The organism is Agrobacterium sp. SOY23, assembly GCF_027212525.1.
GTDB lineage: Bacteria > Pseudomonadota > Alphaproteobacteria > Rhizobiales > Rhizobiaceae > Agrobacterium > Agrobacterium tumefaciens_I.
In genome coordinates, this window is the sequence record NZ_JAPWDT010000007.1 from 85737 (window position 1) to 110442 (window position 24706).

The window sequence follows — 24706 nt, forward strand, 5'->3', positions numbered from 1 at the left end:
ACCTGCGCGGCGCGACCATTTCGCGCCGCGCCTTCAGCATGATGATTGTAAAGGAGCCAGCCGTGTCCAGAATCGTGCGCGCCGCCGCCGTACAAATATCACCCGACCTCACTTCGCGTGCAGGTACGATTGAAAGAGTGCTTAATGCCACTGCCGAGGCTGCGGACAAAGGCGCTGAGTTCATTGTCTTCCCAGAGACATTCGTTCCCTGGTATCCCTATTTCAGCTTCGTTATGCCACCCATGCTGCAGGGACCTGAACACCTTCGCCTTTATGAGGAGGCCGTCACGGTTCCCTCCACGGAGACGATGGCTGTTGCGGATGCGGCGCGCAAGCGCGGCGTCGTTGTCGTACTGGGTGTGAACGAGCGCGATCACGGCTCCCTCTACAATACGCAACTCATTTTCGATGCAGACGGCAGTTTGAAACTCAAACGCCGCAAGATCACCCCGACCTATCACGAGCGCATGATCTGGGGCCAGGGGGACGGTTCCGGCTTGAAAGTCGTGGATACGGCTGTCGGACGTGTCGGGGCTTTGGCCTGCTGGGAACATTACAATCCCCTCGCCCGATATTCGCTCATGGCTCAGCATGAAGAAATTCATGCAGCGCATTTTCCAGGCTCGTTGGTCGGCCCGGTCTTCGCAGAGCAGATCGAGGTGACGATGCGCCACCACGCCCTGGAATCGGGATGTTTCGTCGTGAATGCAACGGCATGGTTGAGCGAGGAACAGATCGCCTCGATCAATCCAGATCCAAACCTTCAAAAAGGGCTCCGGGATGGTTGCATGACCTGCATCATCACCCCTGAGGGTCGTCATGCCGCGCCGCCGTTGACCGCGTCAGAAGGCATCCTCATCGCCGATCTCGACATGAAGCTGATCACAAAGCGCAAGCGGATGATGGACAGCGTCGGTCACTATGCGAGACCGGAACTCCTCCACCTCGTCCATGATGCACGGTCCGCAAAGCCATTGGAAACATATCAGCCAAATCTGTCGCTCGGCGACGCAGAAGAATCCCTCGCGAAACAGGAGCGTGAAGATGCGTGAAGATGCCGAAATGGTCATTCCTGAGCTCATCAACGACCTCCAAACAAAGGGGATGCGGCTTGTGGATCCACGCGCCGGACACGAGAGCCGCCGCGGCGGTGCTGGCCCGTCCGACCACAAGGCCGTAAGTTTCGGCGAAACGACTGTGATGATACCGGTCCATACCGCACCGGCCTTCGACAGCCCCTATCTGGTGGAAGCGCCGGATGACAAAGGACGTGCCCGCATCACCAAGCAGGGAATAGAAGTTGCCAAAGTCCGATTTCCGAACCGGCCGAAATTCTATGATCTGATGACCAAAGACGGCATCCCCTATAACAAGATCGCGGTTCTTCACTCTCGCGACGTCCTTGCCACCACGGTGTTGCAGACGTGCATCCGTTATGAGAGCCGGAAAAAAACCTGTCAGTTCTGTTCCATCGGACAGAGCCTCGCGGCTGAACGGACGATTGCGCACAAGACGCCTCTACAACTGGCTGAAGTCGCGAAAGCCGCAGTTGAACTGGATGATGTGAAACACATGGTCATGACGACCGGTACACCGCCAGGCCAGGATCGAGGCGCTTCTATCCTGGCAGAAAGCGCCCGTGCCGTGAAAGCAGCCGTCAATCTGCCCATCCAGGTTCAGTGCGAACCTCCGGAAGACGACAATTGGCACGAACGCATGAAAGAGGCTGGCGCCGATGCGCTCGGTATGCACCTGGAGGCCGTCACACCGGAAGTCCGCAATCGAATAATGCCCGGCAAGGCAACCGTCCCGCTTGAGAAATATTTCTCGAGTTTTGAAGCAGCCGTAAAGGTTTTCGGCCGCGGGCAGGTTTCTACCTATATTCTCGCCGGTCTTGGCGATACAGCCGAGGCAATCCTCGATGTCTCTGACCGCCTCGTGCGGATGGGAGTCTACCCTTTTGTCGTTCCGTTCGTTCCGATTTCCGGCACCCCGCTGGAAAGCCACGCGGCGCCAAGCTCCGAGTTCATGGCAAGCATTCTGAAACCCCTGTCCGAGATCATTTTGGACGGCGGGCTTAGAGCAGCGGACATCAAGGCAGGTTGTGGCAAATGCGGTGCCTGTTCGGCCCTTTCAACCTACGAGAAGTTGAAGGTGACGGCATGAGCGGAATAAGCCATTCGTCCTTTGTAAGCCCCGAATTCATTATTCGCGCCGCGACCGAGAACTGGGAGCTCCAGAGCGTCGCGCGACTTCGTCACGCCGTATTCGTTGACGAACAACGGATTTTCAAGCGCCATGATCGTGATGAAATCGACGATGTGGCGATCCCTCTTGCAGCAATTACGACGATGGCGGCAGAGCCCGCCGAAGTTGTGGGAACGGTTCGTATCCATCAACCTTCCCCCGGAATCTGGTGGGGTTCCCGGCTCGCTGTCGACGCCAATTACAGACGGGTAGGCAAGCTCGGTGCGGAGTTGATCCGCCTGGCAGTGTGCTCCGCGAACGGCATGGGGTGCACCCAGTTCAACGCCCATGTTCAACAGCAAAACGTTCCCCTGTTCCGTCGCCTTCACTGGGATTGTGTTGGCCCGGTCGATCTTCATGGCGTTCGTCATATGCATATGCGCGCGGCGCTGGATCATTATCCCGCTATTCTCAGCCCCGAGACCGGTTGGTACGCAAGATCTCGGAGAGCAGGATGATGCTGGAAGCCCTGGCAAAAGAGCTCGCCGCCCACCCTTCCATACGCGGTAAGCTCGATATAGCTGCCTCCACCAAAGCTCTCGGGCTTTCCGCCGCGGCCGTCGGCAGGCCCGGTGATGACGCAGCCGCCATCAAATGTCCCGAAGGAGGCTGGGATCTGTTCGCGGGTGAAGGGTTCATGACCCAATTCGTCAATGATGATCCCTGGTTTGCCGGCTGGTGCGGCGTGATGGTCAACCTGTCCGACATAGCTGCCATGGGGGGGCGTGCAACCGCACTTCTCAACACCCTCTGGGCTCCAGATGTCGCGACCGCTCAACCTCTTCTCAAAGGCTTGAAGGATGCGGCGGTAGCTTACGGTATTCCTATCGTTGGCGGGCATACCAATCTGCGAACTACCGAGCTCAATCTTTCGGTTTCGGTTCTCGGACACGCAAGACAACTGATTTCCAGCTTCACTGCAAATGCCGGGGACGTTCTTATCGCAGCGATAGATCACAGAGGGCACTATCGCCCGCGCTTCGATAATTGGTGCGCCGCACTCGATGCGCCTCATGATCGACTTCGTGGCGATTATGAACTCTTGCCGCTATTGGCTGAAGCAGGCCTGGTGCAATCAGGCAAGGATATCAGCCAGGGCGGGATCGCGGGCACGGCCTTGATGCTGGCGGAATGCTCACGGTGCGGCTTCGATATAGACCTTGAAGCCATCCCACGGCCTGATGGCGTCGAGATTGGTCGGTGGCTGCGCACATTCCCAAGCTTTGGATTTCTGCTTTCTGTCGATCCTGCAAAGGCAACCTCAGTCTGCAAAGCTTTTGAAGCACGCAACATAAGCGCGGTCGCGATAGGCCACGCCACTGATAACGCACAGATAAATTTCAAACATGAAGGTTCACGGGCGACATTCTGGAACTACGGAATCGCACCTTACCTTTCACTTGCAAAGGAGGCTTCCCATGCCTGAAGTTCACTTCACGATCCGCTGGCCGGATGGTGTGGAGGAGAAATGCTATTCTCCCTCGACAGCAATACAAAACCATCTCCAGATCGGACAAATTTATCCCGTTCCCGAATTTCTGCAGCACGTGCGGGCTGGCTTGAACGAAGCTTCGGAACGTGTCGCCGCCAAGTATGGCTTCACCTGCTCGTCCGCGTTGGACCAATTGGCCAAGATTGAAGAAACTGCTACGCGCCAGGCCGCTGAGGGCCAAGTCGCTTGCCTGTCATTCTCCTGAAGGAACAAGCCATGACTGATGGTCGAGAATTGAATATTCCCGTCGTTATCATCGGGGGCGGACAGGCGGGCTTGTCCGTAAGCTGGTACCTTACGCGCGAAAATATCGAGCATGTCGTAATCGAGCGTCACCGCAGATTTGAGAGCTGGCGGAATAACCGTTGGGACTCTTTCTGTCTCGTGACACCAAACTGGCAGTGCCGCCTGCCGGGTTGGCCCTATAAGGGCAAGGATCCAGATGGCTTCATGCTGAAGGACGAGATCGTCGATTATCTTGACGGCTTTGCCGAAAGCTTTAACCCACCCTTGGTCGAAGGAGTGGATGTCACGAGGGTCGAACCTCGCGCTGAGGGCGGCTATCGTGTCGAGACGACAGCAGGAACGTGGCTGGCCGATCAGGTTGTTGTCGCCACAGGCGGCTACGATCACCCTATCGTACCTCCCTTTGCTAAAGATATCGATCCATCCATCGTGCAGATGCACTCGCGTGAGTACCGGAGGCCATCGCAACTACCGGACGGTGCAGCTCTCATCGTCGGCACGGGCCAGTCGGGCGTGCAGATCATGGACGATTTTCATCTTGAAGGCCGACCAGTGCATCTCGCCGTTGGACCTGCACCGCGCAGCCCGAGGAAATATCGCGGTCGTGACGCTACGGACTGGCTATATGATGCGGGCACTTATGCTGTGACCATCGATGAGCATCCGGACCCGGTTAAAGCTCTTACCCAAACCAATCACTACATGTCGGGCCGAGATGGCGGAAAAGAAATCGATCTTCGGAAATACGCGCTTGAGGGTGTCAAACTCTACGGTTCGGTAGCGGATGGGAAGGGGTTCACAATGAATTTCCTTCCCGACCTCGAGAAAAACCTTGATGATGCAGACCGCAGCTACCTGGGCATTCGCCAGCAGATCGATAAATGGATCAGCGCCCAAGGCATAATCGCACCGGAAGAGCCACCATTTGAAAAAGTGTGGAAACCGGAACGTGAAATTGAAGAAGTAGATCTCTCGACTGCCGGGATATCATCGATAATCTGGGCAATAGGCTTTCGCCCAGATTACTCCTGGCTTGAGGTGGACTGCCTTGATGCGCGGGGCAAGCCGAAATTCCACCGCGGGGTGACGACATCACCGGGGCTGTACTTTATTGGTTTGGGTTGGCTCCATACCTGGGGCTCGGGACGTTTTCTCGGAATCGACGAGGATAGCCATTACCTTGCCGAGCAGGTTGCCGCGCTTCAAAAGGCCAGGTTTGCAGCATGAGTGCCAGACCCTCTCTCGCCCAACCCAAGACGATGGTCACAGAGCGACATATTCTTGGCATGGCGGAAATGGGCTATCGAGGCCTTTCCGAGCAATGGCTCCTGCGACGTGCAGGTGATCTGCACTGGCGGCTCATCGCAAAAGCGATGGGGCAAACCGAGACGATCTTCACATGCGCCAAAGGAGAGCCGCTATATGCGGCTTTCCGGTCCACCAGCCTGCGTCTAACCAGGCCCGAGGCTTCCTATCTGGGCGGAGAGCTTCAACTCTCAGGAGAGCTATATCGCACAGCGCAGGGGCAGCTGGCATCGCGACAAACAATAACTTTGGATGGCGAGGTTATTGGTGACCTAACCCTGGCGTCTACCTTCGTCGGCAGATCGGCAGACGGGAGCAATCGCACAATTGTCCGACGAAGTCCGAAAGCGTTGGCTGTCCCGCCAGATGCTCCAGTGCTCGTCCAGCGCATTGTCGACCGGGGAGCCGCAGCCGCGCGCCGGATGCTTCAAGGCAAACAAGCATGGATCGAGGACGCCAGGGGCGTAGAAATCCTCCCGTGCCCGTCCACGGACTTTAACGCCGCGGGTCTGCTCTACTTTCCCTCCTACAGCGCCCTCTCCGATCGTGCACTTTTCCAGGCCGGGGAGACACAATCAAATTTAATTGCTGCCAGGGAAGTTTCATATGTTGGCAATGTAGAGCCAGGCGAAATTGTGACAACGACATTCAAGCGCTTCGCCCGAGGATATTTCGTTGGGATGTTCGGTGCACAGATTCGTCCACTGGCTGTAATGCGCATCCGCGTAATCAAGCATTGAGATAAATCGCTACCTCACGCCAAGCATCACCGATTGGATGAAAGCCAAGCCTGGCCCTGGCGGGTATACTGTTTTGAACCCTTCGCCGGTGTATCCGCCAAAGATGCCCTTTTTCAACCATTCCTCCCCTTCGTTGAAGCCAAGCAAGCAGACTTGCTCTGACCTCGGCCGTAGTCTCGAACTGCACGGGGTTCCCAGTCCTCTGCTGGACGACCATGACGCGAGTTCGAATTTTGTGGCTCGTGACGAGGGTCCCCATTTTGATTTTTACCAAATCGCAGCTGCGGAGCTTGCTGTTGTCTCCCGTGCTTCCTTCTCGGTCGAGAAAGAAGCGCGCTGCCCAGATCTGGCGCTGCTTCAGGGGCTTTTTGACGCCAACTTGCTTGCCTGCATTCCAAGCCGGTTGACCCAGTGCAGCAGGATCATATTGTGAGATACCCATTTCAGTTCTCCTAGCCACCATTGGCCAGAGGGAGAATGCAGCCCTCGGTTCTATGACGGGGCCGCAATGAGAAATGTACACGCCGGTCCAGTGGTCATGGAAGCGGACATCGGCAAATGCTACAAGCGGCATCGGGCCACCGAGTTCCTGGACTTCCTGAAGCAGATCGATGCGAACGTGCCGCCCGATCTGGATGTGCATATTGTAATGGACAACTATGCAACGCATAAAACTGCATCGATCAAGAACTGGCTGATGCGGCGGCCACGCTACCACGTGCACTTTACGCCGACCTCGACCTCCTGGATCAACCAGGTCGAACGCTGGTTTGCGGAATTGACCCGCAAGCAACTACGACGTGGCGTCCACACTTCGACAGCTCAACTCGAAGCCGACATCAAAGGCTTTATCGAGCGCCACAACGAAAACCCCAAGCCATATCGCTGGACCAAATCGGCAGACGACATTCGCGCATCCGTCAAGCGCTTCTGTCAGAACGTCGACAACAGCTTATGACACGAATTTCGGATTCAGATGACTAGGTTCTTATGGCATTGGCACGCTCACCGTTACCCAGCGACTCCAGTACCAGGGATATTTGCGGTGCGGGAAAGTAGCTGTGGTGATTGTACAATAAAATTGCACATGGCGGTCACGCGTTCGTGTTTGCGACAAGCTGTAACGTCGTGCCCGGATAGATCGAATAAAGCCATACGCGGCCGATGATCGGTCTGCGGACATCCAAGAGGAGATCATTTATGAACCGTTCCACGCTCACCCTCGCTCTGGCAGGCTCACTCGCAAGCGCTGTCGCATCTGTGTCTTTTGCTGCGCCGCTGGCACCGGAAAAGATGGCCGGAAACGAGAAATGCTACGGCATCGCCCTGAAGGGGCAGAATGATTGCGCTGCCGGCGCCGGCACGACCTGCGCCGGAACCTCCACCACGGATTACCAGGGCAATGCCTGGAAAGCCGTACCCGCTGGCACGTGCACCACGATGAACGTGGATGGCCATAAGGGCATGCTGGAGCCGTCTAAAAGCTGAGCCGCGACACCGGAGGCCCGCTTGCCGGGCCTCCCCCTTATCCGTCGAAACCGGGAGACCAGCAATGACCGTTTCAGCCGACCGCGCCACCGTCCTGCCACCCCGTGCTGGCCTCGGCCTCAAGCCGGAACATTCCGAGACTATTCTCGACACCAGGCCGAATATCGGTTTTTTCGAAGTCCACGCGGAAAACTACATGGGCGCCGGTGGCCCGCCGCACCGTTATCTTGAAGCCGTTGCAGCGCTTTATCCCCTGTCGCTGCATGGCGTAGGCCTGTCGATCGGTTCGGCCCGTGACCTCGACACCGGGCATCTGAGACGGCTTCGCGACCTTATCGATCGTTACCGGCCGCAGAGCTTTTCGGAGCATCTGGCGTGGTCGACCCATGACACCGGTTTCCTCAACGATCTTCTGCCCTTGCCCTACACGACCGAAACCCTGTCGCGTATTGCCGACCATGTCGATGAGACCCAGCAATGGCTGGGCCGGCAAATGCTGCTTGAAAATCCGTCAACCTATGTGCTGTTTTCCGAAAGCACCATCGATGAGGTGGATTTCCTCACCGCCATTGCCAGCCGAACCGGATGCGGCCTGTTGCTCGATGTGAACAATGTTATGGTCTCGGCGGTGAACCATCGCCTCGATCCGGTCGCCTATATCGACCGTTTCCCGGTCGAGCTGGTGGGCGAAATCCACCTTGGCGGTTATGACGAGACCGTCGATAGCGTTGGAGACCGGCTGCTGATCGATGCCCACGGCTCCGCCGTCAGATCTGATGTTATGGAGCTATACCGGCACACGCTATCGCGCAGCGGCGCTTTGCCGACCCTGATCGAATGGGACAACGACGTGCCAGACTTTGCGACGCTTCAGGCAGAAGCGGTGCGCGCTGACACCATGTTGAACGAAGCGGCCCTGAAACGCCGCGCCAGCAAGGCGGCGTGACCATGCGGTTTTACGAAAGCCAAGGCGCCTTTGCCTCCGCCCTGCTCGATCCGGGCCAACCGCTACCGCACGGTATCACCACCGCGCGCGGTGCTGCCGATCCCTCGCGTTTTGCCGTCTATCGCAACAACGTCTATGTCGGTCTGACAACGGCGTTGGGGCAACGTTTTCCAGTTACGAAACGGCTAGTCGGAGTCGAATTCTTTGCCGGAATGGCTCGTGCCTATGCCGCCGACCGCAAACCAGCCTCGCCGCTCATCATGCAGTATGGCGACGATTTCCCGGATTTTGTCGCGACCTTTCCGCCAGCATCGTCTCTCGCCTATCTCGCGGACGTGGCGCGGATCGAGGCGGCGTGGAGCACGGCCTATCACGCGGCAGACAGAGCGCCGCTCGAGGTCTCCCAACTCGCCGCCCTTTCACCCGAACACCTTCTCGAGAGGGTGCTTATCCCGCATCCTTCGGCCCGACTTGTGCAATCTTCGTTTCCGGCCGGCAGCATCTGGAGCGCCCACCAGGGCGAAGCCGTGACACCGCCTGTCGACTGGCGAGCCGAAACGGTGCTTGTCGTGCGGCCGGCTATGCAGGTCGAAATCAGCGTCCTGCCACCGGCAGATGTTGCTTTCGCAGCGCGGCTCTTTGCCGGCGCAAGCCTTGGCGAAGCGGCTGAGACGGCCTTGGCCGCAACATCTTCGTTTGATTTCGGATCGGCCTTGATTGGCCTGATCGGCCTTGGCGCTTTCAGCGCCGTTCAACACCGTGAAGGGGACCTTCCATGACCACAGAACTTGCCTCCACACGCGGCCTCGGTGGCGCGCTTGCAGCACTTCATCGCCACGCCGAATGCCTGCTCGCCTCCATTCCACAGTCATTGCCGCTTCTGGCGCTGCGGCTTGGCCTGGCAATTCCGTTCTTCAAGTCAGGACTGACCAAGTGGGATGGATTTCTGACGCTGTCGACTGGCGCCAGATATCTGTTCGAACAGGAGTTCAGGCTGCATATCTTCGGCAACCTGATCCCCTACCCCATGCCACTGGTCGTGGCAGCAGCAGCAGGCATTGCCGAACTCGTTCTGCCCGTGCTGCTGGTTCTTGGCCTTTTCACCCGTTACGCCGCTTTAGGTCTGCTGGTGATGACGGCGGTGATCCAGCTTACCGTTCCGGATGGTTGGGCCAATTTCCACCTGCCCTGGGCTGCCATGGCGCTGACCCTCGTGGTCTATGGTAGTGGCAGGATAGCGCTGGATGCGCTTTTCAAAAAGCACCAGGATTGAGGTTCGATCGGAAGTTCTGCCTGCCCTGCCCCAGGACTTAAATTAATACTCGTCTACTAGCGCCTCGCCCACCAAAGATCGTTTGGGGGCTAGGATGCTATTCAGTAAAGATGCAGATACGTATCCCATTTTCAAGATCGAATGTTCAACACGGCTTTGTGGCCCTTTTTCTCGTGGGAAGTGCTCCGTTTTCCAGATCGAACATCATATGTTGCCGAAGGCTCTTGGGATCATACCTTCGTGTCACGATCACGTCGGGAGACAACGGGCTGGTTTCGAAACCTTAAGTTCAGAACTCTTTGCGAAACTGCCGCCGATAGTCGCCAGGCGTCATGCCTCTGGCTGCCCGGAACTGACGCGGGAATGCGCGGCATCGGAAAAACCGACTGCGTCGGCGATCTGGGCGAGGGGCAGGTCTGTCTGAGCAAGCAGTTGGCACGCCCCGCCCACGCGCAACTGGCCGATTGTCATGCGGGTTGAACGCCTGAAAAGCGGCTGTAACTGGCTGTCGCTCAGATGCGCTATCTCGCTGAACGGCTTGATGCTGATGGTCCCGATATAATGGGCGTGAAGCGGCCTTTTTTTGTTCTGATTTCCGTCTGTCATACAATCGTCGATCATGATCACTTCAGCCCGCGAAACGCTAGACTATGGCTCCAATTATCTGCGAAAGCGCCTAAACCACGCCCGCACTCTGAGTGCATCATCAAATCCTGGCCCGCCAGACGCGACAATGGGCACGATGGTCTGGATGGCAACATAGATCACGTAGAGAATGACAATAGTGTACCAAAGTATGTTGAACACGAAATTTAGGCCCGCTCCCGCTGTCAAAAACACAATCAGGTTGTTCATGATCCAGAAGACAATAGCTCCGGCCAGAATGCGCAATGGAGTCAAAAGAAATAGCTCCAACCTGCGCAATACTTTCACATCTTCGGCTGGCAGCGGATCCGAGAAATGAATATCAGCTGGCAATCCACGAAAGGTCAGAATAGCTCTTTGCGGGTTCGATCGTTTGGGCAAACGATCCACGCGTCCGGCACCACGAAGCAGAAGACTGTCCGGTTGTCCCCTCACCGCCACAATCGTTCGACCGGTGCTGAGCAATACCAATCCGATACTTAGCCATAGCGCAAAATCATAAAGCCCCGTTAGATCGCCAGGAGAAAATCGTTGGAAGAGCCCGTAGACGGCCCACACCGGCGCAACGACAAGTGAAGTTCTCAACGGAAACCAAAGAAGCTCAAATACGCGTACACGTCTGAGATTCGACGATCCGTTAGATTGTTGACTACCCAAATCCTTGAGCCTCCATTTGTCCTCGTACTTTCGCAAATTGCATGCCGAGATGCAATCTGACCGTCCTCATGGACCGGGAGAGTAAGCTGAACGGGCGTAATCAGCCGCCTGTCTGACATTGTTAGTAACCTGACAAGCAGCTCCACTGCGTATGGAGCGCGCGCGGGAGGTGCGATGTAAGGGCGGGAGCTCGCCAGAAAGGGAAAGGATGGCCGTGGAATGCGACCAATACTCAGGGCCGGATTACGCGACCGGTGCGGCACAGCGGTCAGCCCTAGTCGGGCATCAATGTTCTCCTCCTGTGGTCCGAAGGTATGGCAAGAGGTTTCGCCTCTCCGATGTGGATGACATTCAAGCAGGCGTTGGAGCTCGGAGCTGCGGTCCGCAAGGGCGAGATCTGCTCGGCTGTCGTGTTCGCGAGCCGCTTCACAAAATTGGAGGCCGACGGCAAGGCAACGAGGCCGACCGGGAAATTCCTTTCCTGAAAGCGTATTCCGTATTCAACGTGGACCAAATCGATGGTCGGCCGGACCATTATTGCCAGCATCCGGAACCAGCTCTCGATCCGGTCAAGCGGATCGAGAATGATCGCTTCTTCAGCAACACCGGCGGCTCGCAAGCCTGCTATTCTTGTGGCTTTTGACGGAGAGATTTTCCTCGAAAGAGGCAAGGTACGGCTCAAGACAGCTAAACCGGTTGGATATGTCTACCATTGTGCTCCGGGTCGGTGGAGTAACAATTTTGTTCAAAAACCTCTACATCAACCCGATACCGGTCTTTGCTGCCTTGCTGACAGACATGATTGGGCCGCGCTGATTACGACAATCCAGGAGTGCAGCAGGGAGTGGTTTTGGCACCTGTCGTCAGGAAAGAGATATCGATATTGACACGGTAGGACAAGTGACCTAATCCCTTGGCTAGGGCAGATGACCTAATTCGCGGAGAAAGTTTCATGATCGCCGATCTCTTCAATACCTTTCAGCTAAGTGATTTGCCGCTGTCCAATCGCATGGTGATGGCGCCAATGACGCGCAACCGCGCCGATGGTGATGGCAATGTGACGCCCATTATGGTTTCGCACTACCAACAGCGGGCTTCCGCGGGTTTAATCATCGCCGAGTCCACTACTGTTTCTCCTGAGGCAGTTGGCTACCCCTTCACTCCCGGCCTTTTCACTGACGCACACGTGAGCAGCTGGCTGCGACTGACCAACGCCGTCCATTCCTCAGGAGGTCGTATTTTCGTGCAACTGCAACACTGCGGCCGGGTTTCCCATCCCAGCCTCCAGCCGGAAGAAGCTTCCCCGGTCGCGCCATCGCCGGTTCGTCCAGCCGGCAAGGCGGTCACATATGCCGGGATGCAGGATTTTGTGACCCCGCGCGAACTAATGCTCGCGGAGCTTCCAGGTCTCGTCGCTCAGTTTCGACATGCCGCGGCGTTGGCAATGCGCGCGGGATTCGATGGGGTCGAGATTCACGGAGGCAACGGATACCTGATCGACCAGTTCCTGCGCGACGGCAGCAACCGGCGAGGTGACGCGTACGGCGGCAGTGTCGGCAACCGTATGCGATTACTGAACGAGATCCTCGACGCCGTCGGTGAGGTTTGGCCCGTAGCGAGAATTGGTGTGCGCCTGACACCAGAGAACAGCTTCAACGACATGGTCGATTCCGGCCCGCAAGCTCATTTCGAATACATCGTCCGGGAGCTTGGGGCCCGAGGGCTTGCATACGCCCACGTGCTACAAGGAGACATGTCAGCAAAACCGTCTGTGGTTGACTATCGCGCTCTTCGGGCATGTTTCGCGGGCACTTATATCGCGAACAACGGCTATGACCTAGCCCGCGCAAAGCAGGCTATCGCGAATGGCGAAGCCGATCTCGTGGCATTCGGCCTTCCCTTTCTCGCGAACCCTGATCTCGTACGGCGTTACCGGCAGGGATTGCCATTGAACACGGCTGATCCAGCGACTTTCTATGGTGGGGGGGATGCCGGATATACTGATTATCCGTTCTTCCCGGGCGAAGAGGCCTCTGCTGCCTAAGGTGTCCGAAGACCAACAGGGAATTACTACGATGGCCAATCGGGCTACACGTGAGGAGATCGTCGGCGTAGCGGACGATCTGTTCTATCGCAGAGGATTTGATCACACGTCCTTTGCAGACATTGCCGAACTGGTGAGGATTTCTCGCGGCAACTTCTATCACCATTTCAAAACGAAGGATGACATTCTCGAAGCGGTGATTCAAAAACGCCTCGCTGATCGCAATGCCATGCTGGAGCGATGGGAGATAGAGGGCAAGACACCTGTAGAGCGGATCAGCAGCTTCATCGATATCCTGATTGTGAACGGGGATAAGATCAAACTGTATGGATGCCCGATCGGGACCTTAACGAGCGAGCTTGCGAAGCTGAACCATCCAGCGCAGCCAGACGCCGGCAGATTGTTCATGCTGTTTCGGACGTGGCTTCGCCGTCAGTTTGTAACACTCGGTCGAGAAGCAGATGCGGATGTGCTTGCCATGCATCTTCTCTCCCGGAGCCAGGGCGCAGCGACCCTTTTTAATGCATTCCAGGATCAAGACTTCGTTCAGCGCGAGGTCGATCAGATGAAGGACTGGTTGAAGGATATTGCTGCCGGGGTGGCAACACCGACCGGGGATAGGCTGTCTCGAACAAAACCGCTCGACGCGTCGTAGCCGAGCGCCTTTCTCATTCCATCACAGCTCAAGAAACGGGACCGTTCATGTTTATCGTACTTCTCAGGTTTTCCGACAACAAGCCGCAGGCCTCTCATTTTATTGACGGACACAATGCCTGGATCAAAAGAGGTTTCGACAGCGGAATTTTTCTTCTCGCAGGCACCCTCCATCCGAATGCGGGCGGGACACTCCTCGCCCACAATATTGATCGGAAGAGCCTTGAGGCGTTGGTTCAGGAGGATCCGTTTGTGGCAGAGCGTGTGGTGAGCGCCGAGATTCACGAAGTCACGCCAGGTCGCGTTGATGAACGGCTTGTGTTCCTGAAAGGTAATCGATGAGCGGAACGGTCCTGGGGCATGACGGACGGCTGCGCTGCCGCTGGTGCGCGGCCACACCGGAGCTTCTTCGTTACCATGATGCCGAGTGGGGCTTTCCGGTCTCCGACGATTTTCGTCTTTTCGAAAAACTCTGCCTCGAAAGCCTTCAGTCGGGCTTGAGCTGGCGAACTATCCTTGCCAGGCGCGAGAACTTCAGGTCTGCCTTCTGTGCTTTCAATTTCAACCGCATCGCGCAATTCGATGGTTCCGACGTGGAGCGATTCTTGAATGAAGAGGGCATCATTCGCCATCGCGGCAAAATCAATGCTGTCATCAACAACGCAAAGTGCGCGCAAGAGCTCGTCAAGGCGGAGGGCTCTTTCGCCACATATATCTGGCGCTTCGAGCCGCGACGGGAAGATTACGTCGAACCGCAGACTACATCGACTTCCGCAGCTTCGATTGCGCTATCAAAAGACCTGAAAAGGCGCGGTAGGTCCTTCGTAGGGCCAACCACCGTTTATGCATTCATGCAGGCAACGGGGCTCATCAATGACCACGCCTCGGGATGCGAGATCAGGGCTTTGGTCGAAGAAGGGAGAAAGGATTTCCAGTGCCCCGTGTAGCAGACGGAAAGAAAACCGATAGCGATTATGCCGACCATCAGTTCGGAGTTAGTGTTTGATCTCAATGCCCTTCTGATCAGAGTCGGCATAATCCAGCTTACGGCATAATGAATATTATGCCGATATCGGCATGAAGTGGACTGGACAGAGAATCCGGGGCGGGTGGGCCGCGATCTCAGTCGTTACGCCAAGGACAAGAGTGAACGCGCCCGCGAAGAGCTCATTGCCGAACTCGGCAGTTGCTTTCGGTGCGCGGATCTCGGAATTGCCCCCGAGCTGGAGCAGCGGCCGGATCATGCGTCCTGTCTCGCCCCCTGGCTACAGGTACAATCTGAAGACAAGCGAGCAATCTTCCAGGCGGCGGCGCACGCCCAGCGTGCCCTCAACTTCCTGCACGGTCTTCAGCCAATTCAGGCTAGCGACAGGGCTGCTGCATAGCCGGCTTTCAGGGTCGGTCGTTGTCATCCGCAGCGACCGGCGCCACATTCAGATTCCTTTCCGATTGCGTATCGTGATCGGAAGTAAGGTCCAGCTTCCCCCAAATCGATGTTTTCCGGTCGTTGGTCCTTGGCTTTCGGGATTGCTTGATTTCGACGATAAACGGCTTTGTCTGCTGACGCATAATTCCTCCAGGCGACGAATCGCGGGCCCACGATATCCGGTTGTAAGACGAACGCAACTCCCTGCCCGGCAACCACTCGCCCCGGTTCTACCGCCCCGGCGTGGAGAATGGGCAAAGAATTCGCCCCGGGGACCGTTTCAGCGCGGCAAGCTGGTGACAAGTGCCGACATTGCCGGTTCCTTCCATCAGTGTCACGGGCCACGTTCTTCGCGGGCTCGATGAGGCATGTCTGATCGGTGAGCGGCTTCGCCTCGATCGTTCTCCCGCAACGACCCTCCGAAACTTTCTTCCCCTGCGGCTTTGCCGCATTCCTCGCGCAACAACAAAGCTCCTCCGGGCCGCCCTCCACGTTGTTTCGTCCTTGCAGGTGCGGTCCAATCGTCCCCGATCTTTGCGACAGCCATCGAGGCCGCGAAGGGCGCGGTCCGAAACAAACGAAAGGAACATGATAATGGCAACCATCGGCACCTTCACCACCTCTGAAAGCGGCTTCAACGGCTCCATCCGCACGCTGGCCCTCAACGTCAAGGCTCGCATCGCCCGCATCGAGAGCCCCTCCGACAGAGGCCCGCACTTCCGCATCTATGCGGGTAACGTCGAACTGGGTGCAGCCTGGCAGAAGCGTTCCGCAGAGACCGAACGCGACTACCTCTCGGTCAAGCTGGACGACCCGAGCTTTCCGGCTCCGATCTACGCTACCCTCTCCGAAGTCGAAGGTGAAGACGGCTTCCAGCTCATATGGTCCCGACCCAACCGTGACTGAAGTCCTCGAGGCTCCGCCCACGGGCGGGGCCTCTTCAAACTACAGGAGAAGCCGGTACCAAGGCATCGAGCCCGGTTCCGGCCTTTCGGTGAGATATGGAGACGAAGGACGCGGCTTGGATCGCCCGAGGTTGCCTGTTCGACTGACGGGCTCAATGAAGAACGATCACTAACCCGATCTGCTTTCGATCCCGCGACATCGCCAATTCGAAAGCAGAATCTCCGATGCAAAAACTTGCCAGATTCCTCGTCGCCATGGGCCGTCAGTTTTGTAAACTCGGCAAGACGATCGTTCGCTTTTCCGCAAGGGAAAGCTCTGGCCGTGGCTATATGGGCGGACGCTCATTTCTGTTCCGGCTTCGACACCACTATCAATCAGCTCAATGGCCGTTGTGCAATAGCTCTCGGTCGGTAGCCGCGTGCCCGTTTCTGCCGCGTAAGGTCGAGAAACAGTCTGACCGCCTCTTCCTCCCGTCCGAAATGATGGATCATCATTTGCCCCGATGTTCCGATTCTTCCCCATCGTCTGGTCAGACAGGTTTCCCCGAACAGCGATACGGAAATCTGCATGGCGTAGAAACGGGCCATGTTCTTCGCAGCGTCAATACGTTCGACGTAGAGTTGGTAGGGTTGGATCATCATCGGCACAGATTCGCCGATCGGCAGCAACACGTCCAACGACAGTTTTGAATCATTGGGTCTCAATCGATTCATCGTCGTGATGTTTTGCGTAACCAAAATGATTGTTCGGGCGAGACGACTAAGGTCGAAACGGTGGTTGTCGGATTTGCGATTTTTCCTGGATGATACGACGGTCTTCTGCACCAAACTCTCCCCCTTTCTCGATGGCAGACGTTATATTGCTCGCAGTAGCATCGTCTTTGCGGCATGTGTCGAGTACCACCAGTCCTTCACGTTTCCGGGGGTGAATGAAACCGGTTTTCGCCGACGCATGCCTTCATGTCATCACGTCGAAACCAGAGCGCGCGGCCACAGCGGAGCGGTGCGTTGCCGGCGGTGAAGACGATCTGTTCATCCGCACGCATGCGCAGGACCTCATGCGGCTGGATCAGCGCTCTTGCGGCAAGCTGCTTCGAGCGCGTCCGCGACGATCCCTTTGCCTGAAAACTACGGCTGACCTGGTCAACCTCGACCGTGGTCATACCGCATCGTTTCGATATGTAGTCGGCGGTCTCGGGATCATTGATCGCTGCAAACGATATCCAGCTGGCGCTTTCGAACCACTTGCTCGTCGCATCGCGACCCCCATAGGTCTCGCGCATCTGGCCGAGCGACTGATAGATCATCGTCAACGTGATCCCGTATTTGCGACCCGCGTCGCGCGCGGTTTCCAGGATTCGCATGTAGCCAAGGCGGGCGACCTCATCGAGGAGGAACAGCGCGCGTCCTTCGATCTGGCCGTCAAGATTGTAGATCGCGTTCAGAAGCGAGCCGATGATGACGCGCGCGAGGCCCGCATGGGTCTCCAATGTCTTGAGGTCGAGGTTGATGAAGACATCGCTGTTTCCAGCGGCGACGTCGCTGGTCGAGAATTTCCCGCCTGAGACAAGTGCGGCGTAGTTCGGATAGGAAAGCCAGTGTGTTTCCTTCACGGTATTGGCGTAGACGCCGGAGAAGGTCTCCGGCGTCATGTTGACAAAGGCCGCGACATTTTCCTTGACAAAGTTCGAGCCGGAATTCTCGTAGATTTCCTGCAGCCGTTTGCGCAAAGTCGGCTCGGGCTCGGAGAGATTTCTGCGCACCCGCCGAAGCGTCTGATCCCTCTCATCCGTGTAACCGGAGAGGCAGACATCGGCGATGAGCGCGGTGAGCAACTGCAGCGCCGATGCCCGGAAAAAATCGTCACGGACACCCCGCGGCCCGCCGCCCTCGCTCATGACCCATGACGCGACCGAGGCGATGTCCTCTTCCTTCGTTCCGCCGAAACGGCCAACCCAGTCCAGCACATTGAAGCCGACGTCGGGTTTCCTCGGATCGAGGACGAACATGTCCCTTCCCGCTCCGCTGCGATACGCGGAGACCATCGGTGCAACCTCGTTCGAAGGGTCGAGCACGATCAGCGTGCCACCCCATTTGAGCGCCGTCGGTATTGTCACAGAGGTTGTCTTGAAGCCGCCGGAACCGGCAAAGACGATCCCGTGCGACGAGCCGAAAGAACCGTCGAAGCACAGCAAGGGCGACTTCCCGCCGGCGCCCCAGGTCTCTGCATTATCGGCTCGAAACACCTGGGCTGCGACAGCATCCTTGTCGACCCGATAACGTTCGCCAATGACCATGCCGCCGGCGTCCGGAAACAGCTTTGCCGCTTCTGCTAGCGTCATCCAGTCGGCCTCGCCATGAAGTGCTCGCTTCCCCCGAATGCGTTTCGGCGCGACGCTTGCAAAGGCCGAGTTGCCGATCAACACAACGCGGAGCGCGAAGCAGGCAGAGAGAAACGTGGCGCTCGCTCCAATCGACGTTGCCGGATCGAGATAAGCGAAGACCGTCTTGTCGGACGGCAGTGTCTTTCCGAAAGCGGAAAGTCGGATTGTTTCGCGGATGGCTGCAATCAAGGCTGCCCCGCTGCTCCCCGCAAGGACGCCCCAACCTGCCTGCCTGATATTGATCGAACCGGCACTTGCGAATAGAAAGACGATCCCGATCGCCGCGCTGGCCACATAGGGCAAGGCAATGCCCGCCCGCCCCCATGCCAGTCGTGCGGCTTCTGTCTTGCCGAGGCCGGAAAGCCAGTGCTCGATCCCGGTCATTCCGATCACGACCAGGATCATCAGCGCCGCTGGCACGACAATAAGTGCAATCCTATTGAGCGTCATTGCTGAAGGCCTCCGCCCCGATCGCAATGAGCCTCGCCCGCTCGCCCTCGTTGCCCTCGATGCGGCGGGCGATGTCGATCAGCGCACCGAGCAGCAGCGCCCGCTTCTGGTAGCGCAGTCCGGCTTTGACGATCAGGCCGCCAAGCTCGATCTTTTCGCGCGTATCTTTCTTGCGGGCCTCGGATGTCATCGTCCTCGCCATCCGCTCAAGCCTCGCCATTCCCGCCCGCATCCGCACCAGCCGGGATCGGTGCGGTTTGCTGCGAGGCGATAACTGATCCTCCCCTTTCTTTTCCGATCGAAGCAGGCTTGCTTTCGCGAAACCGTCTGGTCACGTCCTCGAAGGTCGCCTGAAGCTCCCCCTCATCGATCTCGATGTCACCAAGGCCCGCCTTGAGCGCGATACGGCCGATGCGCTCGGCTTCCCTTGTCTCGGCAAGCTTGAGTTGTTCCTGCAGCCTGGCGATTTCATCGCGGATTTTCGAGGATGGTTTCTTCATTCCGTTCGTCTCCTGGGTGAGAAAGCCTGTCTTTCGAACCCAGTTTTTCGCAACAGGGTGCGGAACGCACTACTGTTAATCCTGCAATCGCCAAGGGCGATGCTTTGGTGAATGATCCCGGCCGTTTCGAAGAAGCGGCTTCCAAGGGCGCAATTATACGTCGCTGGCGCGACGCTCTGCTTTTCCGCCCCGGCGGGCCGCTGCTTCCGACGAACCAATTGATCTCGTTTGCAACCGGGAAAGAATTCTGCCGTGGCCATCCCCCATTTCTCTGTCAGTGTCGTCGCCCGCGGCTCCGGCCGGAGCGCCGTCCTGTCGGCCGCCTATCGGCACTGCGCCAGGATGGAGTTCGAGCGGGAGGCTCGCACCGTCGACTATCGCGCCAAGCAGGGGCTCGTCCATGAAGAGTTCATCATCCCTGCCGGTGCCCCGGAATGGCTGCGAACGATGATCGCCGACCGCTCGGTCGCCGGTGCGTCCGAGGCTTTCTGGAACAAGGTGGAAGTGTTTGAGAAGCGCTCCGATGCGCAACTCGCCAAGGATGTCACCATCGCTTTGCCGCTCGAGCTGACCTGCGAACAGAACATCGCGCTGATGCGCGATTTTGTGGAAGGACATATAACGTCGCAGGGAATGGTCGCCGACTGGGTCTATCACGATGCGCCGGGCAATCCGCACGTCCATCTCATGACCACCTTGCGGCCGCTTACCGAAGACGGGCTCGGCGCGAAGAAGATCGCTGTGTCCGGTCCGGACGGCGCGCCGATGCGCAACGATGCCGGCAGGATCGTCTATGAGCTTTGGGCCGGAAGCCTTGAAGATTTCAACGCGTTTCGCAATGGCTGGTTTGCCTGCCAGAGCAAGCATCTGGCGCTCGCCGGTCTTGATATCAGGATTGATGGCCGTTCCTTCGAAAAACAGGGGATCGATCTCGAACCGACCATTCACCTGGGCGTCGGCACGAAGGCGATCGAGCGCAAGGCGGATCGATCCGGTGACAAGCAGGAGGATATTGCCGGCAAGCTCGAACGCGTCGAACTCCAGGAAGAGCGCCGTGCCCAGAACGCACGCCGTATCCAGCGGTATCCTGAAATCGTGCTGGACCTGATCACGCGGGAGAGAAGCGTCTTCGACGAACGCGATGTCGCAAAGATCCTCCACCGCTATATCGACGATGCAGGCCTCTTCCAAAGTCTGATGGCGAGGATCCTGCAGAGCCCGGAGGCGCTTCGTCTCGAACGGGAGCGGATCGGTCTTGAAACGGGTATCCGGGCACCGGCAAAATACACGACGCGCGAAATGATCCGACTGGAAGCCGGGATGGCCAGTCGTGCGATCTGGCTGTCGCAGCGGTCCTCGCATGGTGTCCGCAACGCCGTGCTCTCGGCGACCTTGGCACGTCATGACCGGCTTTCGGATGAGCAGCAAACAGCGATCGAGCATGTCGCAGGACCCGGGCGGATTGCTGCGGTGGTCGGCCGCGCCGGCGCCGGCAAAACGACGATGATGAAGGCAGGGCGTGAAGCCTGGGAAGCAGCAGGTTTTCTGGTCGTCGGTGGCGCGCTTGCCGGCAAGGCGGCCGAGGGCCTGGAGAAGGAAGCCGGCATCGTCTCTCGCACCCTGTCGTCCTGGGAGCTTCGCTGGAACGAAGGCCGCAACCAGCTTGATGACAAGACGGTATTCGTGCTGGACGAGGCCGGCATGGTGTCGTCACGGCAGATGGCGCTATTCGTCGAAGCGGTAACGAAGACCGGAGCCAAGCTGGTTCTGGTCGGCGATCCGGAACAGTTGCAGCCGATCGAGGCGGGCGCCGCCTTCCGCGCGATCGCAGACCGGATCGGCTATGCGGAACTCGAGACCATCTATCGCCAGCGCGCGCAGTGGATGCGCGATGCCTCGCTCGATCTTGCGCGCGGCAATGTTGGTCGAGCGGTCGACGCCTATCACGCCCACGGGCATTTCAACGGCTTGGACCTCAAGGCGCAGGCGGTCGAAAGTCTGATCGCCGATTGGAACCGCGACTACGATCCCTCGAAGACAAGCCTGATCCTCGCCCACCTCCGCCGCGACGTTCGGATGCTCAACGATATGGCGCGGGCCAGGCTGGTCGAACGCGGCATCGTCGCCGAAGGCTTTGTCTTCAAGACCGAGGACGGAACGCGCAAGTTCGCCGTCGGCGACCAGATCGTATTCTTGAAGAACGAAGGTTCGCTGGGCGTCAGGAACGGCATGCTGGCAAAGGTTGTCGAGGCGGCGCCTGGCTCTGTCGTCGCTGAGATCGGGGAGAGCGACCAACGCCGTCAGATCGCGGTTGAGCAGCACTTCTATGGCAACATCGATCACGGTTACGCGACGACAATCCACAAGAGCCAGGGTGCGACCGTCGATCGCGTCAAGGTGCTCGCATCACTGTCGCTTGACCGGCATCTTGCCTATGTCGCCATGACCCGTCATCGAGAAGATCTCGGCGTCTACTACGGTCGACGGTCTTTTGCCAAGGCGGGCGGGCTGATCCCGATCCTGTCGCGGAAAAATGCAAAAGAGACGACCCTCGATTACTCGGCTGGTCCCTTCTACCGTCAGGCACTTCGTTATGCCGAAGCGCGCGGACTCGATCTCGTCAGGGTCGCCCGAAACCTGGTTCGCGACCGGCTCGATCGGACGGTTCGGCAGAAACAGAGGCTGGCCGGTCTCACCGCCCGCCTTGCCGCAATTGGCCAAAAGATCGGCTTCAGGCGCACCGCAACCCAATCGGATTCCAGACCCTTCACGGAGGCGAAGCCCATGGTGTCAGGCATCACCACTTTTGCCAAATCACTCGCGCAGGCCGTCGAGGACAAGCTCGCCGCGGATCCCGGCCTCAGGAAGCAATGGGAGGATGTGTCGACCCGCTTCCATATCGTTTACGCGCAGCCGGAAGCAGCCTTCAAGGCGATCAATGTCGACGCCATGTTCAAGGATCAATCGGTCGCGCAGGCCACCCTTGCTAGGATCGCTCGTGAAGCCGGGAGCTTCGGTGCGCTGAAGGGCAAGACCGGTCTTCTGGCCGGTCGCACGGACAGACAGGATCGGGAAAAAGCCATCGCCAATGTGCCGGCGCTCGCCCGAAACCTTGAACGCTACCTTCGTGGGCGGGCCGAGGCGGAACACAAGCATGAGACGGAGGAGCGTGCCTTACGCTTGAAGGTGTCGGTCGACATCCCGGCGCTCTCGCCCCTGGCCCGGCAAACGCTCGAACGCGTCCGGGATGCGATCGATCGCAACGATCTCCCCTCTGGCCTCGAATATGTGCTGGCCGACAAGATGGCGAAGGCGGAGCTCGAAGGGTTCGCAAACGCTGTCGCCGGACGCTTTGGTGAACGGACCTTCCTGCCGCTGGCCGCAAAAGACACCGATGGCAAGACCTTCGAAACCGTCACGGCAGGCATGACAGGCGGCCAGAAGGCGGAGGTCCAGAGCGCGTGGAATTTCATGCGCACCATACAGCAACTCTCCGCGCATCAACGCACCACCGAGGCGCTCAGGCAGGCGGAGACGCTGCGCCAGACGAAGAACCAGGGGCTATCGCTTAAATGACGATCTTTGTCGAAACACGCCGAGCCATGACATCGCAACAGCAGCGAGCGACCGTGATCATTTCGATTGCGGCGATGGTGGCCATTCCGGCGACGGTCGCCGCCTTCGCCGGTGGCTACCGCATTAATCTGACCCCAAGCGAGCCGCTCGGTATATGGCATATTGTTCCGCTCCATCGATCCGTGGGTGTTGGCGACATTGTGTTTATATGCCCACCGGAAACAGCGGAAATGCGGAACGCGAAAGCGCGTGGCTATCTCCGCTTCGGTCTTTGCCCGGCCGGTCTTGCGCCTCTCATCAAGACGGTGATCGCCGTCGCAGGACAGCATGTCGAAATCGGTGCCAGCGTCAGCGTGGACGGGCGCATGGTTTCCTCTTCACGTCTCGCGCAACGGGACGGAACGGGTCGGAGGTTGCCGCCGTTTGCCAGTGGTATCGTGCCGCCAGAACATGTTTTCCTGCATTCCGCCTTTCCCGGTTCCTACGACTCCCGATATTTCGGTCCCCTGCCTGCCTCAGCTATCCTCGGTCTGGCGCAGGAGGTACTCACCTATGCGCCGTAAGTGCCTTCAATCGATGCTTCTGACAGTGGCCGCGGCCATCGCAGGTGCGGTGGGCTGGAGCGGCCATGCCCTGCTCCTTCCCGTCGCCCTGGCGTTTCCAATCCTGTGGTCGAAAGCACGAAGCAGGCCGGAGGCAATGCTTGTCTCATCTGGGTATTTTCTGGCGGCATCACGCGGATTGCCGCAGGGCGTTGCGGCGTTCTATTCGTCAAATCTCTGGCCGGGTTTATTGCTCTGGTTGTGTGCTTCCTTCAGCTTTGTCACCCTGCATACACTCCTCTGGACAAGGGCTGCCGGTGCGCTTCCGTGTCGCTATCTTCTGGTGGCCGTCATTGTGGCCATCCCGCCGTTCGGTATCACGGGTTGGGCGCACCCCGTCACGGCCGCAGGGGTTCTGTTTCCGGGATGGGGGTGGTGGGGACTAGGGGCGATGACAGCTGGCCTGGCAGGCCTCGTAACCCGCCCTTGGCCAGCTGTCGCCATGGCCCTGACAGGCCTTTGGCTCTGGTCCGCCGCAACCTGGACCAACCCGAGACTACCCGAAGCCTGGCGCGGCGTCGATCTGGAATTGGGTGCTTCGCTCGGTCGGGAGGGCGGTCTTGAGCGTCACCGTGATCTGATCGCAACGGTGCACGCCGCCGCCAGGGATGGGACCCGCTTGGTCGTACTGCCGGAAAGTGCCCTTGGCTTATGGACCCCGACCACGGAGCGACTTTGGACCGGTGGTTTCGCTGATGGTGACATCGCGGTCATCGCCGGTGCTGTGGTGGTTGATGTCGACGGTTACGACAATGTCCTCGTTGAGATCGACAGCAAGGGCGGGCGCATCCTCTACCGCGAACGCATGCCGGTCCCCGGGTCGATGTGGCAGCCCTGGCGATCCTGGGTCGGGGAAAGTGGCAGCGCCAGGGCGCACTTCTTCGGGAGCGCGATCGTCGTTGTCGGGGATGTCCGCGTCGCTCCGCTGATCTGCTATGAGCAGCTTGTCGTCTGGCCGGTCTTGCAATCGATGCTCGACGGTCCCGACGTCGTTGTCGCCGTCGGCAATGGCTGGTGGACGGCCGGAACCTCCATCGCCGACATTCAGCGCGCGAGCACCGAAGCCTGGGCGCGACTGTTCGACAAGCCTCTCGTCATCTCCTTCAACACGTGAACCATGGAGCTT

26 protein-coding genes and 3 pseudogenes are annotated in these 24706 nt (G+C 58.3%); 22 read left to right on the plus strand and 7 right to left on the minus strand.

Annotated features, from left to right (window positions below; all coding sequences use genetic code 11):
- Positions 1-41: 41 nt before the first annotated feature.
- From O3S81_RS19640 to O3S81_RS19670, 7 genes are read left to right on the plus strand one after another with little or no spacing between them, the layout of a single operon-like run.
- Positions 42-1052 carry a Nit6803 family nitrilase gene (locus tag O3S81_RS19640; protein ID WP_442864967.1) on the plus strand — a complete coding sequence of 337 codons (1011 nt, stop codon included), beginning with the start codon at positions 42-44 and terminating at the stop codon, positions 1050-1052.
- Positions 1045-2166 carry an MSMEG_0568 family radical SAM protein gene (locus tag O3S81_RS19645; protein WP_269345886.1) on the plus strand — a complete coding sequence of 374 codons (1122 nt, stop codon included), beginning with the start codon at positions 1045-1047 and terminating at the stop codon, positions 2164-2166. The genes O3S81_RS19640 and O3S81_RS19645 overlap by 8 nt, the downstream gene beginning before the upstream one ends.
- Positions 2163-2705 carry an MSMEG_0567/Sll0786 family nitrogen starvation N-acetyltransferase gene (locus tag O3S81_RS19650; protein WP_269345888.1) on the plus strand — a complete coding sequence of 181 codons (543 nt, stop codon included), beginning with the start codon at positions 2163-2165 and terminating at the stop codon, positions 2703-2705. Before O3S81_RS19645 ends, O3S81_RS19650 begins: the two co-directional genes overlap by 4 nt.
- Positions 2702-3673 carry a sll0787 family AIR synthase-like protein gene (locus tag O3S81_RS19655; protein ID WP_269345890.1) on the plus strand — a complete coding sequence of 324 codons (972 nt, stop codon included), beginning with the start codon at positions 2702-2704 and terminating at the stop codon, positions 3671-3673. Before O3S81_RS19650 ends, O3S81_RS19655 begins: the two co-directional genes overlap by 4 nt.
- A complete protein-coding gene (locus O3S81_RS19660; RefSeq protein ID WP_269345892.1) occupies positions 3666-3944 on the plus strand; it encodes an MSMEG_0570 family nitrogen starvation response protein in 279 nt (92 codons plus the stop codon). The genes O3S81_RS19655 and O3S81_RS19660 overlap by 8 nt, the downstream gene beginning before the upstream one ends.
- Before the next feature lie 11 nt (positions 3945-3955).
- Entirely contained in the window at positions 3956-5212 is a 1257-nt protein-coding gene (locus O3S81_RS19665) for an MSMEG_0569 family flavin-dependent oxidoreductase (RefSeq protein WP_269345894.1), read from the plus strand.
- Positions 5209-6030 (plus strand): Pnap_2097 family protein, encoded by an 822-nt coding sequence (locus tag O3S81_RS19670; protein WP_269345896.1) that lies wholly within the window; start codon positions 5209-5211, stop codon positions 6028-6030. Before O3S81_RS19665 ends, O3S81_RS19670 begins: the two co-directional genes overlap by 4 nt.
- Here O3S81_RS19670 and O3S81_RS19675 read toward each other — a convergent pair.
- On the minus strand, positions 6020-6472 hold the full coding sequence (locus O3S81_RS19675; RefSeq protein ID WP_269345898.1) for an integrase: 453 nt from the start codon (positions 6470-6472) through the stop codon (positions 6020-6022). The two genes, O3S81_RS19670 and O3S81_RS19675, sit on opposite strands and share 11 nt — an antisense overlap.
- A gap of 108 nt (positions 6473-6580) precedes the next feature.
- Between O3S81_RS19675 and O3S81_RS19680 the strand changes: the two are divergent.
- The 5 genes and pseudogenes from O3S81_RS19680 to O3S81_RS19700 form a co-directional block, all read left to right on the plus strand.
- Positions 6581-6988: pseudogene (locus tag O3S81_RS19680) on the plus strand (transposase); the annotation flags it as partial.
- Positions 6989-7230: 242 nt separating this feature from the next.
- Entirely contained in the window at positions 7231-7518 is a 288-nt protein-coding gene (locus O3S81_RS19685; RefSeq protein WP_269345900.1) for a BufA1 family periplasmic bufferin-type metallophore, read from the plus strand.
- A 64-nt stretch (positions 7519-7582) separates the two neighbouring features.
- Positions 7583-8464: an MNIO family bufferin maturase gene (gene bufB / locus O3S81_RS19690; RefSeq protein ID WP_269345902.1), complete on the plus strand. Its 882-nt coding sequence runs from the start codon at positions 7583-7585 to the stop codon at positions 8462-8464.
- The gene (locus O3S81_RS19695) at positions 8461-9243 is read left to right on the plus strand and encodes an HvfC/BufC N-terminal domain-containing protein (protein WP_269345904.1); all 783 of its coding nucleotides are present in this window, start codon (positions 8461-8463) and stop codon (positions 9241-9243) included. Before bufB ends, O3S81_RS19695 begins: the two co-directional genes overlap by 4 nt.
- On the plus strand, positions 9240-9737 hold the full coding sequence (locus O3S81_RS19700; protein ID WP_269345905.1) for a DoxX family protein: 498 nt from the start codon (positions 9240-9242) through the stop codon (positions 9735-9737). Before O3S81_RS19695 ends, O3S81_RS19700 begins: the two co-directional genes overlap by 4 nt.
- Before the next feature lie 330 nt (positions 9738-10067).
- On the opposite strand, the gene O3S81_RS19705 is transcribed toward O3S81_RS19700, so the two are convergent.
- Positions 10068-10358 carry a helix-turn-helix domain-containing protein gene (locus tag O3S81_RS19705; RefSeq protein WP_269345908.1) on the minus strand — a complete coding sequence of 97 codons (291 nt, stop codon included), beginning with the start codon at positions 10356-10358 and terminating at the stop codon, positions 10068-10070.
- A gap of 39 nt (positions 10359-10397) precedes the next feature.
- The gene (locus O3S81_RS19710) at positions 10398-11039 is read right to left on the minus strand and encodes a hypothetical protein (protein ID WP_269345909.1); all 642 of its coding nucleotides are present in this window, start codon (positions 11037-11039) and stop codon (positions 10398-10400) included.
- A 242-nt stretch (positions 11040-11281) separates the two neighbouring features.
- On the opposite strand from O3S81_RS19710, the pseudogene O3S81_RS19715 reads away from it, so the two are divergent.
- The 7 genes and pseudogenes from O3S81_RS19715 to O3S81_RS19745 all read left to right on the plus strand — a co-directional run.
- A pseudogene (locus O3S81_RS19715) lies at positions 11282-11670 on the plus strand (ArdC-like ssDNA-binding domain-containing protein); the annotation flags it as partial.
- Positions 11671-11991: 321 nt separating this feature from the next.
- Positions 11992-13083 (plus strand): alkene reductase, encoded by a 1092-nt coding sequence (locus O3S81_RS19720; RefSeq protein ID WP_269345911.1) that lies wholly within the window; start codon positions 11992-11994, stop codon positions 13081-13083.
- A 31-nt stretch (positions 13084-13114) separates the two neighbouring features.
- A complete protein-coding gene (locus O3S81_RS19725) occupies positions 13115-13738 on the plus strand; it encodes a TetR/AcrR family transcriptional regulator (protein WP_269345913.1) in 624 nt (207 codons plus the stop codon).
- Positions 13739-13785: 47 nt separating this feature from the next.
- Positions 13786-14079: a YciI family protein gene (locus O3S81_RS19730; protein ID WP_269345915.1), complete on the plus strand. Its 294-nt coding sequence runs from the start codon at positions 13786-13788 to the stop codon at positions 14077-14079.
- Positions 14076-14684, plus strand: a complete 609-nt coding sequence (locus O3S81_RS19735) for a DNA-3-methyladenine glycosylase I (RefSeq protein ID WP_269345917.1) — start codon at positions 14076-14078, stop codon at positions 14682-14684. Before O3S81_RS19730 ends, O3S81_RS19735 begins: the two co-directional genes overlap by 4 nt.
- 141 nt (positions 14685-14825) lie before the next feature.
- A pseudogene (locus O3S81_RS19740) lies at positions 14826-15122 on the plus strand (zincin-like metallopeptidase domain-containing protein); the annotation flags it as partial.
- A gap of 635 nt (positions 15123-15757) precedes the next feature.
- Entirely contained in the window at positions 15758-16069 is a 312-nt protein-coding gene (locus O3S81_RS19745; protein ID WP_060724607.1) for a DUF736 domain-containing protein, read from the plus strand.
- Between the two features lie 374 nt (positions 16070-16443).
- On the opposite strand, the gene O3S81_RS19750 is transcribed toward O3S81_RS19745, so the two are convergent.
- The 4 genes from O3S81_RS19750 to traC form a co-directional block, all read right to left on the minus strand.
- Complete coding sequence (locus tag O3S81_RS19750) at positions 16444-16710, minus strand: WGR domain-containing protein (protein ID WP_442864968.1); 267 nt, start codon at positions 16708-16710, stop codon at positions 16444-16446.
- A 269-nt stretch (positions 16711-16979) separates the two neighbouring features.
- Positions 16980-18902, minus strand: coding sequence for a Ti-type conjugative transfer system protein TraG (traG, locus tag O3S81_RS19755; protein ID WP_269345921.1), 1923 nt, complete (start codon positions 18900-18902; stop codon positions 16980-16982).
- The gene (gene traD, locus O3S81_RS19760) at positions 18889-19104 is read right to left on the minus strand and encodes a type IV conjugative transfer system coupling protein TraD (protein WP_269345923.1); all 216 of its coding nucleotides are present in this window, start codon (positions 19102-19104) and stop codon (positions 18889-18891) included. The genes traG and traD overlap by 14 nt, the downstream gene beginning before the upstream one ends.
- Before the next feature lie 4 nt (positions 19105-19108).
- Entirely contained in the window at positions 19109-19402 is a 294-nt protein-coding gene (gene traC / locus O3S81_RS19765) for a conjugal transfer protein TraC (RefSeq protein ID WP_269345924.1), read from the minus strand.
- Between the two features lie 252 nt (positions 19403-19654).
- Between traC and traA the strand changes: the two genes are divergently transcribed.
- The 3 genes from traA to O3S81_RS19780 are packed head-to-tail and all read left to right on the plus strand — an operon-like array spanning position 19655 to position 24694.
- Positions 19655-22978, plus strand: coding sequence for a Ti-type conjugative transfer relaxase TraA (gene traA / locus O3S81_RS19770; RefSeq protein ID WP_269345925.1), 3324 nt, complete (start codon positions 19655-19657; stop codon positions 22976-22978).
- A complete protein-coding gene (gene traF, locus O3S81_RS19775) occupies positions 22975-23541 on the plus strand; it encodes a conjugative transfer signal peptidase TraF (protein WP_269345927.1) in 567 nt (188 codons plus the stop codon). The genes traA and traF overlap by 4 nt, the downstream gene beginning before the upstream one ends.
- Positions 23531-24694: a conjugal transfer protein TraB gene (locus O3S81_RS19780; protein WP_269345929.1), complete on the plus strand. Its 1164-nt coding sequence runs from the start codon at positions 23531-23533 to the stop codon at positions 24692-24694. Before traF ends, O3S81_RS19780 begins: the two co-directional genes overlap by 11 nt.
- Positions 24695-24706 lie beyond the last annotated feature (12 nt).

What these genes read in the sequence shown, in the direction of transcription:
- O3S81_RS19640 (WP_442864967.1), top strand. Translation starts at nt 42, where the DNA reads ATGATTGTAAAGGAGCCAGCCGTGTCCAGAATCGTGCGCGCCGCCGCC.
- O3S81_RS19645 (WP_269345886.1), top strand. Translation starts at nt 1,045, where the DNA reads ATGCGTGAAGATGCCGAAATGGTCATTCCTGAGCTCATCAACGACCTC.
- O3S81_RS19650 (WP_269345888.1), top strand. Translation starts at nt 2,163, where the DNA reads ATGAGCGGAATAAGCCATTCGTCCTTTGTAAGCCCCGAATTCATTATT.
- O3S81_RS19655 (WP_269345890.1), top strand. Translation starts at nt 2,702, where the DNA reads ATGATGCTGGAAGCCCTGGCAAAAGAGCTCGCCGCCCACCCTTCCATA.
- O3S81_RS19660 (WP_269345892.1), top strand. Translation starts at nt 3,666, where the DNA reads ATGCCTGAAGTTCACTTCACGATCCGCTGGCCGGATGGTGTGGAGGAG.
- O3S81_RS19665 (WP_269345894.1), top strand. Translation starts at nt 3,956, where the DNA reads ATGACTGATGGTCGAGAATTGAATATTCCCGTCGTTATCATCGGGGGC.
- O3S81_RS19670 (WP_269345896.1), top strand. Translation starts at nt 5,209, where the DNA reads ATGAGTGCCAGACCCTCTCTCGCCCAACCCAAGACGATGGTCACAGAG.
- O3S81_RS19675 (WP_269345898.1), bottom strand. Translation starts at nt 6,472, where the DNA reads ATGGGTATCTCACAATATGATCCTGCTGCACTGGGTCAACCGGCTTGG.
- O3S81_RS19685 (WP_269345900.1), top strand. Translation starts at nt 7,231, where the DNA reads ATGAACCGTTCCACGCTCACCCTCGCTCTGGCAGGCTCACTCGCAAGC.
- bufB (WP_269345902.1), top strand. Translation starts at nt 7,583, where the DNA reads ATGACCGTTTCAGCCGACCGCGCCACCGTCCTGCCACCCCGTGCTGGC.
- O3S81_RS19700 (WP_269345905.1), top strand. Translation starts at nt 9,240, where the DNA reads ATGACCACAGAACTTGCCTCCACACGCGGCCTCGGTGGCGCGCTTGCA.
- O3S81_RS19705 (WP_269345908.1), bottom strand. Translation starts at nt 10,358, where the DNA reads ATGATCGACGATTGTATGACAGACGGAAATCAGAACAAAAAAAGGCCG.
- O3S81_RS19720 (WP_269345911.1), top strand. Translation starts at nt 11,992, where the DNA reads ATGATCGCCGATCTCTTCAATACCTTTCAGCTAAGTGATTTGCCGCTG.
- O3S81_RS19725 (WP_269345913.1), top strand. Translation starts at nt 13,115, where the DNA reads ATGGCCAATCGGGCTACACGTGAGGAGATCGTCGGCGTAGCGGACGAT.
- O3S81_RS19730 (WP_269345915.1), top strand. Translation starts at nt 13,786, where the DNA reads ATGTTTATCGTACTTCTCAGGTTTTCCGACAACAAGCCGCAGGCCTCT.
- O3S81_RS19735 (WP_269345917.1), top strand. Translation starts at nt 14,076, where the DNA reads ATGAGCGGAACGGTCCTGGGGCATGACGGACGGCTGCGCTGCCGCTGG.
- O3S81_RS19745 (WP_060724607.1), top strand. Translation starts at nt 15,758, where the DNA reads ATGGCAACCATCGGCACCTTCACCACCTCTGAAAGCGGCTTCAACGGC.
- O3S81_RS19750 (WP_442864968.1), bottom strand. Translation starts at nt 16,710, where the DNA reads ATGATGATCCAACCCTACCAACTCTACGTCGAACGTATTGACGCTGCG.
- traG (WP_269345921.1), bottom strand. Translation starts at nt 18,902, where the DNA reads ATGACGCTCAATAGGATTGCACTTATTGTCGTGCCAGCGGCGCTGATG.
- traD (WP_269345923.1), bottom strand. Translation starts at nt 19,104, where the DNA reads ATGGCGAGGACGATGACATCCGAGGCCCGCAAGAAAGATACGCGCGAA.
- traC (WP_269345924.1), bottom strand. Translation starts at nt 19,402, where the DNA reads ATGAAGAAACCATCCTCGAAAATCCGCGATGAAATCGCCAGGCTGCAG.
- traF (WP_269345927.1), top strand. Translation starts at nt 22,975, where the DNA reads ATGACGATCTTTGTCGAAACACGCCGAGCCATGACATCGCAACAGCAG.
- O3S81_RS19780 (WP_269345929.1), top strand. Translation starts at nt 23,531, where the DNA reads ATGCGCCGTAAGTGCCTTCAATCGATGCTTCTGACAGTGGCCGCGGCC.